The sequence below is a fragment of the Cytophagales bacterium genome (genome assembly GCA_019456305.1).
Lineage (GTDB): Bacteria > Bacteroidota > Bacteroidia > Cytophagales > VRUD01 > VRUD01.
The window spans coordinates 1-12,314 of record VRUD01000102.1 but is presented as its reverse complement, the minus strand read 5'-3'; the positions used below and the strand labels follow the sequence as shown (position 1 = coordinate 12,314).

The following is a 12,314-nucleotide window of genomic DNA, read 5'->3' as shown; positions in this document are numbered from 1 at the left end:
CGTGTAAATGCAAAAGTACTAAAAAATTTATAGAATCATTAAAAAATTATTTGGAAATTAACACAGTACCTTAGCGGCTTTGCGGTGAAAAAATACTTTTTGGAGTGGACTCAACTATTTATATTTTAGTACCTTTTTTGTTTTAATGTTTACTTTTTTTCTTATTTTTACACCCTATTATACTAATTAATAAAATGCTAATATACGAATGAAAATTACTAAAGCTCAACAAGATGGCAAGGGCTACACAGCCGATCATATACAGGTTCTTGAAGGCCTGGAAGCAGTAAGGAAAACTCCGGCTATGTATATCGGAGATATAGGCGTAAGAGGGTTGCATCATTTAATATGGGAAGCAGTAGATAATTCTATTGATGAAGCTATGGCAGGCCATTGCACGGAAATTGATGTAACGGTCAACAAAGACGGCTCCATTAAAGTCTCCGATAATGGCAGGGGCATTCCAACAGATATGCATCTGAAAGAAAAGCGCTCAGCATTGGAAGTGGTAATGACCGTGCTGCATGCCGGAGGAAAATTCGACAAAGATAGCTATAAAGTGTCGGGCGGCTTGCACGGTGTAGGTATCTCCTGCGTAAACGCGCTTTCAAGTAAATTGATAGCTACCATTCACCGGGAGGGAAAGATCTTCCAGCAGGAATATAAACGGGGAAAACCACTGTATAAGGTAAAGGAAACAGGCAAAACAAATACTACCGGCACGATCATTCTTTTTACGCCTGACAAAGAGATTTTTTCTACCACCGAATTTATTTATGACACCATAACTTCACGCCTGAGAGAATTGTCTTTTTTAAATAAGGGAATAAGGCTATCCATCACCGACAAGCGGGAAAATGACAAGAAGGGAAACCCGCTCAATGAAGAATTCCTTTCTGAAGGCGGATTAATAGAGTTTGTCAAATATATTGATGATGCAAGAGAGAGTTTAATCCCTTTCCCTATTTATATTGAAGGGAAAAAAGCGGATGTACCGGTTGAAGTAGCAATCCAATATAACACTTCTTATGCCGAACATGTCTTTTCATATGTAAACAACATCAGCACGATAGAAGGCGGAACGCATATAGCAGGATTTCGAAGAGCATTAACACGGACCCTGAAAACCTATGCCGAACGATCCAAAATGCTTGAAAAAATGAATTTTGAGATCAGCGGGGATGATTTCAGGGAAGGTTTGACAGCAGTTATTTCTGTTAAAGTAGCTAAGCCGCAATTCGAAGGACAAACGAAAAGTAAGCTTGGTAATTCTGAAGTAATGGGCGCTGTAGATATGTGTGTAAGCGAAAAATTAGCGGATTACCTGGAAGAACATCCTAAAGAGGCTAAAGTCATTATTTCTAAAGTGCTGCTGAGTGCACAGGCACGTCATGCAGCACGTAAGGCAAGAGAAATGGTGCAGCGCAAAGGTGTGCTGGGCGGTTCGGGCCTGCCCGGTAAATTAGCCGACTGCTCTGATAAAGATCCCGGAAATTGTGAATTATACCTTGTGGAAGGGGACTCTGCCGGGGGTTCAGCCAAACAGGGACGGGATAGAGGATTTCAGGCAATCCTGCCTTTGAGGGGTAAAATACTCAATGTTGAAAAAGCGATGGAACATAAGATCTATGAAAATGCTGAATTAAAAAATATGATCATGGCATTGGGGGTGTCTTTTGGCACTGAGGAGGATGAAAAAGCGCTTGATCTTACAAAATTACGCTATCATAAAATTATTATTATGACCGATGCTGACGTAGACGGCAGCCATATCAGAACGCTCATCCTCACTTTCTTTTTCAGGTATATGATTGAGCTGATTGAAAAAGGTTATCTATATATAGCGCTCCCCCCCCTTTATCTTATCAAAAAAGGAAAAGAAGAAAAGTATTGCTGGTCTGACAAGGATAGAGATCAAGCCCTGAAAGCTCTGGCTATAAATGGAAAAACAGATTCAGTAAATATACAACGATACAAAGGGCTCGGGGAAATGAACCCTGACCAGCTATGGTCCACAACCATGGACCCCGAAACAAGAAGCCTCAAACAGGTCAGTATTGAATCAGCCGCAGAAGCTGACCATTTATTTTCTGTTCTTATGGGTGATGAAGTAGAACCGAGGAGGGAATTTATTGAGCGGAATGCGAAGTATGCCAAGTTGGATGTGTAATTCCAATGAAAATATACGAATAAAAACCCCTGCCGTTGCGGGGATTTTTATTTTATTTCACTGTTGTCAGACAAAAATCAAAAATACTCTTTTAAGTTGTAGCAGTTGCTCTTATAAGAACGTTTAACTTCGTTTTGAGAGGGGATTTCTCAAAACATTTTATTTTTTTTTTCGTTTACGGTGTGTAAACAGTTATGAAAAAAATAATCATCATATTGTTATTTACTTTTTTGTGTACTTGCGGGTATTCCCAAGCAAATAAAAGAATTATTGAGATTTGCGATAGTCTTTTAGGGAAAAAAATAGGTGGAGGTAGTTGTGCTGATTTTACTTATTATGTAATGAATAAATTAACTGACAATGAGGTGAAAAAATACGTTGATATTTTTAAATGGAAAGATAAATTTCCTTATAGTTTGACTTTGTACTCTGGTGATCTAATACTGATTAAAAAAGGTGTTAAATTACCCGAAACCGACTTATATTATGAAATGGAATACAAACGTGGACACGTAGCCTTTATTCATCATTGGATTGATGATTGTACTGTTGCTTTAATTCACCAATATATACCAAAAAGTGTGTGTATAGAACCTTTTGAAATTTGTGAAATGTATAAAGGTAAAATAGAAATTACGAGAATTTATGAAAAATAAAATCATTATTTTCGATTAAAATTAAATCAATATCGGTATCTTCGTCCTAACCCTGTTTGTATCTTTCCTCTTTTTTCTGGATATGCTTTCGGACCGTATAATTCCTTAACAAGACCTGTTTTTTCACTTTTCACGTGAACTCCTTTTCCATTTTTTATTTTCTTCTTTGCTTCCTCATAAATTTTTATTAAGAAGGACTTGGGTAAAATTAAAAGTCCTTTAGATGCTATTTAGCACTTGCGTTTTTTGTATAGCAAAGAACAGTATGATACAAAAAACGCATAAAATAGATTTGGATGTCAAGTGGTTAATGGTTAGTATTGCGTGTATTTACAAGTTATAGCCAATGCTAAAAAACTACAGTACATGGTGGACACTTTACAGCGGACAGACAATTATTGCCAATTAAAAAAGAAAATATGACAATGTCTAAACTATCAAAAGGCATCACTCTAACAACTATTCTTTTTATTGCCTCGGTTATCTTGACATCATTGACAATCTACCACAATTACCATAATGTATTTTCAAGTGACGGTGAATATGTTCACAATAAATGGCCTTATTTTACAATGGCTATTCAACTCTCATTGCTGACTTTTTTCGTGGGGACAGCAATGGGCTTATTAAAAAAACTGAATCTATTGGAAAATAAAGTAAATGACACGACAAGAACAGAACCCTTGACAATTCTGTTCTGGTTTGGTATCTTGGGTGTTCTTATTTTACTTTATTACCCTGGATTAAATCAACTCGGGTTAGATTCTGATTCTCATGGAGCTTCCGCCTTTTCAGCTATTAGCATTATACAGACAATCTTTTTTTATTTAATACTGAAACAAACTTTAAATGAAAAAATAAGTTTGCAAAACTATTTTCTATTTTTATTTGCTGTCATCGTAATAGTATTTGTTTCACCATTTCTTTTTGGTGGGTGGGAATAGGTTTTGGGAATAAACGACAAATAAAAACTCGGTGGACAACAAACCGACAACCACGGACGATAATACAGCACTGGCTATAACACGGGGCTTGTCGTAAGCGGGGTTGACGAGCAATTTGAAAGTGTGTGCAATTAATTATCTTTGTAACGTGGGACAAGTGAGCGGTTTCAAAACCCCGCCTACGCAAGCCCCGAAACCGTCAGACTGTCTAAAAACTATCATAAATTGTTAATTTGGCATTAAGGAGAAATAATAACTCATTGAAAACAAACAACATACAATTAATTAGTGTCTGTCTCTAATGTCTTTTTTTGACACGAATTACACTAATTTTTTCGTGTGAATTCGTGTAATTCGTGTCTTTTTATTTTTGGAATGCTGACTTTATGGACAGACACTAATTAGTCCCGAGTACTCGGGATAGTTGTAATTCACAGTTTTTAGACGGACTGCCGTTGTGTGCAATACTGACGCTCCGATTGACTGACTGTGATAAAATTAATAATGACACAAAAAAAATCTATCTTTGCCACTTGAATTACATAAATAAATAGACATTTAAAATGATAACAAATCTAAACATACAAAACTTTAAAAGTTTAAAAAAGGCAGAACTGCCTTTGGGGAACATTACTGTTATGACTGGTGCAAACAATAGTGGTAAATCAAGTTTTATTTACAGTTTGCTTGCACTTAAAAATACAATTACAAACCCCAATCAAAGCATTGATGCTTGTCTCACCTTGCCTTTCATTAATCTTGGAGGTTTCCAACAAACTGTTTTTAGCAAAGATGAAAGTCAAAATATTATTTTAGAAATTATTTCTAATGATAATGACATTGAAGTTGGCTATAAACTTTCTATCGGAAAAGTTACTTCGTTTCTGGAGATAACTTCTTACAAGCCTTATCGTTTCAATGCAAAATTAGAAATAGCATTTCCCTACCCTGCAAACAAAATACAGGAATTTGCGTTTGAAAGCGATACTTTACAGGTGAAGTATGATTGGAATGGAGTAATTGCAAATATTTTGAGTGTTTCAACGGCTGGATTTATTGAAAACCCTGCCGATACTTCTCAACAAGTAATAATTAATGAAGCAACTGCATTGCTGAAAAAAATATTTCAGTTACCATTAAATGAATTTGCAAAAATTGATTTTGTTCCTTTACGCAGAGGTTTTACAGAGCCTTACTTTAATCCTGTTCCATTAGGAGCATTAATTTCTACCGAAGCAGAAATAGCTTCTCTTTTGGCACATGACCGAGATTTATCGGGCAAGGTTACATTCTATCTTGAGAAAATTGTTGAAAGAACATTTTCTGTTTATACGACACCTGCCACTTCAAATTTTTATTTGCAAACTATGGATAGAAAAAATGGATTTACTGCCGACCTTGTTAATGAAGGTTTAGGTACAAATCAGTTAGTAACCATTCTTGCAAAGATTATGCAGAAGAGTAATAAGTTTATTTGCATTGATGAGCCCGAAATTCACCTACACCCGACAATCATTGACAAACTTGTTTCCGTATTGATTAAAATGGCAGAAGATGAAGACAAGCAATTTTTAATTTCTACTCACAGCGAACATTTTATCAATTCACTTTTGAAAAATGTGGTTGAGGGAACAATCAAAAGCGAAGAAGTGAAAGTATATTATTTGAATAAAACAAGAAAGGAAACTAAAACAGAATATCAAGAAATAAATCCTGACGGACAAATAAAAGGTGGCTTGAAGAATTTTTATCAAACAGAATTAAACAACTTAAAAACATTTTTCAAAATTACTGACTAAAAGAAATATGGAATTTGCTGTCAACGAATGGCTACCAGAATACTTTAAACCTGACGCATCCAATGAAGAAAAGGAAAAACTTGAAAAGTTTCTCAACAAATTTATGGTTAGGGAAGACAAACTATTTGTTAGGAGACCAAGTGAATTTTTACGAAAAGTTGAATTGTTCGCCAAACAGTATCAGAACAATAATAAAGTTTATACTGAACTAAAAAAATTTATTACAAACATTTTACTTGACAGTGACAGATGTTTCTTTGTTGATGATAATGAATTTGAATTGGCGGACACAATAACCGATAAATTGACAGAAGGAGGAAATACAATCAGCGATAAATATCTATTTGAATCCGCTACAATGACACAGACAAAAACAATAGTTACAACTGATGCAAAACTGAAAAAATTTATGAAAGACGAGGTGACATTCAAGATAGAACTTCTTGACGACTTTCTGACAAACTACTAAGGAGAGAAAGCACTGCACACAACACGGGGCTTGACGTAAGCGGGGTTGACGAGCAATTTGAAAGTGTGTGCAAGTAATTATCTTTGCGGCGGGGGACAAGTGAGCAGTTTTAAATCCCCGCCTACGCAAGCCCCGAAACCGTTGTGCTTCATGCAAAAAACTACTAACTATAAAAATGAATACCTATGAAAAAAACAGATGACCCTATTGTTGTAGAACAAATCTTTGACACGTCTATGGAAAATGTTTGGGATGCGATAACCGTACTTGATAAAATGAAACAATGGTTTTTTGACAACATCCCATCTTTTGAGCCTAAAGTGGGCTTTGAAACACGTTTTGTCGTTCAGGTAGAAGATAGAATATTTCCACATTTGTGGAAGTTGACAGAGGTAGTACCAATGAAGAAAATAACATACGACTGGCGATATGAAGGATATCCTGGCAGTTCAGTTGTGGTTTTTGACCTAATTGAGGAGGGCAATCAGACAAAATTAAAATTGACATACACAGTTGTCGAAAATTTTCCAGACAATATACCTGAATTCACAAGAGAAAGCGGTATTGAAGGCTGGAGTTATTTTATTAAAAAAAGCCTTAAACAATACTTGGAAGAAAGTGAGAAATAAAAGCACGAAAGCACAACAAAGTGTATAAAATATAGGGCTGACAAGGGTTTCAGAGAGTTTTGTGCTCTTAATAAACTCACTACTCGGTGGATAATGACGAAGTTCTAAAGCCCCACATTTCATACACAAACAGTTCTGAAATCTCTTCTTTTGTCAAATTGCAGCTTTATCCTGCAGCGCGTTTTGTATTTGGTCAGTTTTTTAAAGTTTGCTGTCTCATCGGTTATTTTTGCTTGTTCCACCTGTTTTATGATTTTTCCCAGCGCTTCTACAATTTCTCCGTCTCGTTTCACTTTGTTGATGTCCTTCCAAAACTTTGGTTTAAATCTTACTACCATACTTTTCAATGAAAACAAATTAAGCAAATATTTGAAAGTTCATCGCTTTTTGCTATCTTTGTCAAATAGGACAGGAAAGAGGTTTTAAACGCCAGCCTGCGCTTGCACTTATCGTTATGCAAAAAAACAACACATCAAAACAAATCCACCAAAGCAATTACATCAGCCGTGATCTGAGCTGGCTGAAATTCAACTACCGGGTATTAGACCAGGTAAAAGATAGTAGGCGCAATATCTTTGAACGGTTAAGATTCCTCACCATTGCTGCCTCTAATCTTGACGAGTTTTTTATGATACGCATTGGAAGCTTGTACAATTACATTGATTTTGGTAAAAAAAGAGTAGATTATTCCGGCATGCGGGAAACACCTTTTAAAATAAAATTATTAGAGGAAACAAAACTTTTTGCCAATGATCTGAATGAATGTTACCGTCAGCAGTCTGCTGAATTTGAAAAAAATGGATTTTGTATTGGAAATATAGAGCAATCGCAGAGTCCTATGCGAGAAACTCTGCAGGAACATGAAAAGGAAGAAGTAGCCAAATACTTTATGGACACCATTTACCCGATGCTCACACCAATGGTTTATGACAATCATCATGCCTTCCCGATCCTTATGAACCATATGCTCATATTTGGCGTAGTAACCAAAAGCAAAGAAGATAAAAAGATTTCCTTTGTACAGATACCGCAAAATTTGCCTCGCTTTTATGAGATCTACAGGGGAAACCAATTGATTTTCTTACCCATAGAAGATATTATTAAATGGCGTATTGATAAACTATATAGAAACATAAAGATAGATTCGGTAAACCTTTTCAGGATCACAAGAAATGCAGATTTTTCAGTGGATGAAAGTGATGATGTGGAGATTGATTTTATAAACGAAATAAAAAGAAAATTAAAAGGCAGAAAGACAGGACGAGTAGTCAGGTTGGAAGTCGAGGAAACCTGCTCTGCCTGGATGCTGGATTTGTTAAAACAAAGATTTGAAATTGATAACGACAATGTATTTATCATTATGGGTAGAGACGCGATTAATCGCGTCTCTACCCATAATGATGAATATTTGTTTGATTTTACCAGTTTATCCCAGGTTTTCAATCACGATGAATTCAAGGACAAGCTCCCGGCTCCTACGGCACCCGTACTCCCGTTAAGTTTTGGTGGAAAAGAAAACGGGAATGTCTATGAATACCTGAAAGACCGGGACATCCTGTTGCATCATCCCTATAATAGTATTGAGCCTGTAATTACGTTATTAGAACAAGCTGCTGAAGATCCCAATGTACTGGCCATTAAGATCACCATATATAGGTTTGCCAAAGATTCAAGGATCACTGCAGCGCTGCTGAAAGCTGCTGAAAACGGGAAACACGTATCGGTATTATTCGAAGTGCAGGCACGTTTTGATGAAGAAAACAACATCAGGGAAGCTCAAAAGCTGCAAAAATCAGGATGTTTTGTCATCTACGGTATCAGCAGGCATAAAACCCACACCAAGCTGCTGCTCATTGTTCGCAAAGAGGGTAAAAAAGTAACAAGCTATGTACACATGTCAACCGGAAATTATAACGAGATCACCTCAAATTTGTATTCAGATATAAGCTTGCTCACTACTGATGAAACTTATGCGCACGATGTTTCAGAATTTTTTAATGTAATAACGGGCCACTCCATGCCAAAGATCTACCAATACCTCATCACAGCCCCAAGAGATATGAGACAGAAGATCATAGAATTGATCCAAAATGAAGTGGGAAATGCCAAAAAAGGTGTGCCATCCGGATTGGTATTCAAAATGAACTCGCTGGAAGACAAGGCAACGATTGACGAATTGTACAAAGCGTCCCGGGCAGGAGTTCCGATAAAATTGATAATCAGGGGCATTTGCTGTCTGAGGCCAGGCAGAAAAGGATTGAGCGAAAATATTTCTGTCTGCTCTATTGTAGGTAACTATCTTGAGCATATCAGGATTTACTATTTCCACAATGCAGGCGATCCTAAAGTATATGGCGGCAGCGCTGACATTATGCTGAGAAGTTTTGAAAGAAGGGTTGAATCATTGTTTTTAATTGCCGATGAAAGGCTAAAAAAGGAAGCTATAAATATCCTGGATTATAATTTAGTAGATAATATGAATCAATACACCTTACATGAAAATGGAAATTATGTAAAAACCATGCTGAATGGAAAAGCGCCTTTTGATATTCATAAGGAATTTTTTAAAGTGACCCATCAGGTGATTGAAAAAGTTAAGCTGTTTTAGTGCATGGCGCATAGCGTTATAATGCTTGATATATTAAAAAAAAGTTTCCTAATGTGGAAAAATATTTTTAAATTTCGGAAAATTAAGTTGGACGGTAATCAGCGGAAAGAATTAGGGAAAGCAATTTATAATGCTGCTAATCTTGTATTAGCAATATTTGTTTTAGGACAATTTGTATCAGAACAACCTTTTAATCTTTTCTGGATAATATTTGGTTTTGTTTTTTTTATTTTATCGTTTATTATTGCAACAATTTTAAATAAAGAATAATAATGGGAATTTACATAATGTTAGGTGGTATTGCACTCTTTTTTATCATAATGGTAATTATTGCAACCATTTCCCGAAGGGAAGAAGAACAGCAAGCTCAAAAAAAATAAAATTTTGTGGTTAATAACAGGGTTGATTTTATGTATTTTGATGTATATTGGCGCAACAAATTTAAACAAAGAGTAATTATGGGTATGTATATTATATTCGGTACTTTGGCATTCTGTACTATTATTGTTTTTATTATTGCAACCATTTCCCGAAGGGAAGAAGAACAGCAAGCTCAAAAAAAATAAAATTTAATATTCATAGCTAAAAACTGAGCTTAAGTGAAAGCCCCCCGGAAATTCCGCTATAATAGTTCTGAAAAATGCCTGGTTGAATTGATAAAGAAAGATCATCAGTAATATCAAAATCCAACAGATGGGCATCTACGCTGGCATCAATAATATTGAGAGCATATACGGCACAGGAAAGAATAATAAACCAGTCTCTGTTTCTTCTGTGTTCGTCTTTTAAAATTTTTACCTGATTAAGTAGAGATTGATCCAATGTAAATTCACACGTAGTGTCAACCGTTAGACATAGAAAAGCATCCCTGTATAATATGTATCTGCTATGATGATAATCTACATAATACAACGTAGTAGCGCCCAAAGCATAAATGATCGGGATTTTCCAGTACTTTTTATTAGATGCCTGCCCCAGGCCTGGTAAAATAGCTGATAATATTGCTGCTTTTTTCCCGGGATGTGTTTTGGTGGTGTCTTTGATGCTGGGTTTTTGATAAGTAGTATCAATTTTGGAATAAGTACTTGAATTAAAAACAATAACAATTAGGACAGTTATGGCAATAGTTATTGAGATTTTCATAAAAATTGATTGTTTACAATATATTGCTGTAAGCTTCCCTATAACTTCATCCCGAATACCCGGGATTAATTTTGAGAAAGTTATTAATACGAGTATCAGGTTCACAAATCTAAAATCTTCAATATCCTGCTGAGGTCATCAACAGACAAAAATGGGATTTTAATTTCACCTTTATTTTTTTGATCAGATTTGAGTTGAACTTTTGTTCCGAAGTGTGAGGCAAGCTGTGATTGGATTTTCTCTAACTCATAAGAAAGGGAGCTTGTTGAACTTTTTTTTGTACTGCTAATGCCGTTGCCGTTTTCCTTATTGGATTCTCTTACCAATATCTCTACTTTTCTTACAGATAGATCCTCTTCTATGATCTTTTTATAAACTTCTAATTGTTTATCGATATTTTCAATATTGATAATTGCTCTTGCATGCCCCATGCTTATTTTTTTATCTCTCAATGCAGCTTGAATATCAGGTGGAAGCTTGAGGAGTCTTAGATAATTTGTTACAGTCGTGCGGTCTTTACCTACTTTTTCACCCAATTCTTCCTGTTTCAGATCGCACTCACTGATAAGCCGTTGGTAACTTAAAGCTATTTCTATTGCATTAAGATCCTCCCTCTGAATATTTTCAATAAGACCCAATAGGAGCATCTGGCTGTCATCAGCAGTGCGGATATAAGCGGGAATGGTTTTTGTACCGGCTTTTTTTGAGGCTTGTAATCTTCTTTCACCTGCAATTATCTGGTATTTATTTCTACTTAACTGGCGGACTGTAATGGGTTGGATGATACCGTGGGCTTTGATGGAAAGGCTTAATTCCTGTAATGCGTTCTCATTAAATTCGGATCTGGGTTGATATGGATTTTTCTCTATATCATCGAGTGGTAATTCATATAATTTACTCACCGCACCCGCTTCAAATCCTTTTTCCTGGATAGTATCCAGGGAATCCTCAAGCAGTGCTCCTAATCCTCTTCCTAAAGCTGCTTTTTTTGCCATGATTATTAAATTTCCTAATTATTTTTTTGTATTATTTCCTGCGCCAGATTCATGTAACTGATAGTTCCTTTGCTTTCAGCATCATGGGCTAAAACAGGAATTCCAAAGCTTGGTGATTCGCTCAACCTGATATTCCTGGGTATGATCGTGTCAAATGTTAATTGTTGAAAATGTTTTCTCACCTCCTCAACTACCTGGTTTGAAAGCCTTAACCTCACATCATACATAGTAAGCAGGATACCTTCAATTGCCAGGGCCGTATTTAACCTTGACTGGATGATCTTAATAGTTTTTAACAGCTTGCCCAAACCTTCCAATGCAAAATATTCACACTGCACGGGTATTAAAACGGAATCTGCTGAAGTAAGGGCATTCACAGTAATAAGCCCTAAAGAAGGCGGGCAGTCGATAATAATATAATCATACTGATCTTTGACATCTGCTAGCGATTCTTTTATTTTTTCTTCCCTGTTGGGCAGATTGATCATTTCTAATTCAGCGCCCACCAGGTCAATGTGAGCAGGCAATAGTTCCAGGAAATTTATACCGGATTTCAAGATGATCTCTTTGGCTGTTAAACCATTGAGCATACATTCATAAATGCTTTTTTTTATATTTTTGGGCTCTCGTCCCAAGCCGGATGTAGAATTGGCCTGGGGGTCAGCATCTACCAACAGCGTTTTATATTCCAATGCCGCGAGGCTTGCCGATAGATTGATGGCGGTAGTGGTTTTACCGACTCCTCCTTTTTGGTTTGCTATAGCGATGATTTTACCCATTGATCAAGTAAAAAGTAAAAAGTAAAAAGTAAAAAGTAAAAAGTAAAAAAGTAAAAAGTAAAAAGTAAAGTTTTTATTTCATTTGCTTGCGATTGAACCAAGTATTTTTTTTAACTGCTCTG

General features: G+C 36.0%; 12 protein-coding genes. 8 read left to right on the top strand and 4 right to left on the bottom strand.

Annotated elements, in window-relative coordinates; translation table 11 throughout:
• The first annotated feature begins 208 nt into the window (after positions 1–208).
• The 6 genes from gyrB (at position 209) to FVQ77_15960 (ending at position 6,667) form a co-directional block, all read left to right on the top strand.
• Entirely contained in the window at positions 209–2,170 is a 1,962-nt protein-coding gene (gene gyrB / locus FVQ77_15985; protein MBW8051801.1) for a DNA topoisomerase (ATP-hydrolyzing) subunit B, read from the top strand.
• Positions 2,171–2,364: 194 nt separating this feature from the next.
• Complete coding sequence (locus tag FVQ77_15980) at positions 2,365–2,826, top strand: hypothetical protein (GenBank protein ID MBW8051800.1); 462 nt, start codon at positions 2,365–2,367, stop codon at positions 2,824–2,826.
• Positions 2,827–3,251: 425 nt separating this feature from the next.
• Positions 3,252–3,770: a hypothetical protein gene (locus FVQ77_15975; GenBank protein ID MBW8051799.1), complete on the top strand. Its 519-nt coding sequence runs from the start codon at positions 3,252–3,254 to the stop codon at positions 3,768–3,770.
• A gap of 563 nt (positions 3,771–4,333) precedes the next feature.
• Entirely contained in the window at positions 4,334–5,569 is a 1,236-nt protein-coding gene (locus FVQ77_15970; GenBank protein ID MBW8051798.1) for an AAA family ATPase, read from the top strand.
• Positions 5,570–5,576: 7 nt separating this feature from the next.
• Positions 5,577–6,038, top strand: coding sequence for a hypothetical protein (locus FVQ77_15965; GenBank protein ID MBW8051797.1), 462 nt, complete (start codon positions 5,577–5,579; stop codon positions 6,036–6,038).
• A gap of 185 nt (positions 6,039–6,223) precedes the next feature.
• A complete protein-coding gene (locus FVQ77_15960; GenBank protein MBW8051796.1) occupies positions 6,224–6,667 on the top strand; it encodes an SRPBCC domain-containing protein in 444 nt (147 codons plus the stop codon).
• Between the two features lie 119 nt (positions 6,668–6,786).
• Here FVQ77_15960 and FVQ77_15955 read toward each other — a convergent pair whose 3' ends face one another.
• Complete coding sequence (locus FVQ77_15955) at positions 6,787–7,005, bottom strand: hypothetical protein (protein ID MBW8051795.1); 219 nt, start codon at positions 7,003–7,005, stop codon at positions 6,787–6,789.
• 116 nt (positions 7,006–7,121) lie between these two features.
• Here FVQ77_15955 and ppk1 point away from each other — a divergent pair, with 116 nt between their 5' ends.
• Entirely contained in the window at positions 7,122–9,275 is a 2,154-nt protein-coding gene (gene ppk1, locus FVQ77_15950; GenBank protein MBW8051794.1) for a polyphosphate kinase 1, read from the top strand.
• Positions 9,276–9,326: 51 nt separating this feature from the next.
• On the top strand, positions 9,327–9,545 hold the full coding sequence (locus FVQ77_15945) for a hypothetical protein (protein MBW8051793.1): 219 nt from the start codon (positions 9,327–9,329) through the stop codon (positions 9,543–9,545).
• A gap of 312 nt (positions 9,546–9,857) precedes the next feature.
• Here FVQ77_15945 and FVQ77_15940 read toward each other — a convergent pair whose 3' ends face one another.
• The 3 genes from FVQ77_15940 to FVQ77_15930 form a co-directional block, all read right to left on the bottom strand.
• Positions 9,858–10,418 (bottom strand): hypothetical protein, encoded by a 561-nt coding sequence (locus FVQ77_15940; GenBank protein ID MBW8051792.1) that lies wholly within the window; start codon positions 10,416–10,418, stop codon positions 9,858–9,860.
• Between the two features lie 101 nt (positions 10,419–10,519).
• On the bottom strand, positions 10,520–11,413 hold the full coding sequence (locus tag FVQ77_15935) for a ParB/RepB/Spo0J family partition protein (protein ID MBW8051791.1): 894 nt from the start codon (positions 11,411–11,413) through the stop codon (positions 10,520–10,522).
• 14 nt (positions 11,414–11,427) lie between these two features.
• Complete coding sequence (locus FVQ77_15930) at positions 11,428–12,192, bottom strand: ParA family protein (GenBank protein MBW8051790.1); 765 nt, start codon at positions 12,190–12,192, stop codon at positions 11,428–11,430.
• Positions 12,193–12,314 lie beyond the last annotated feature (122 nt).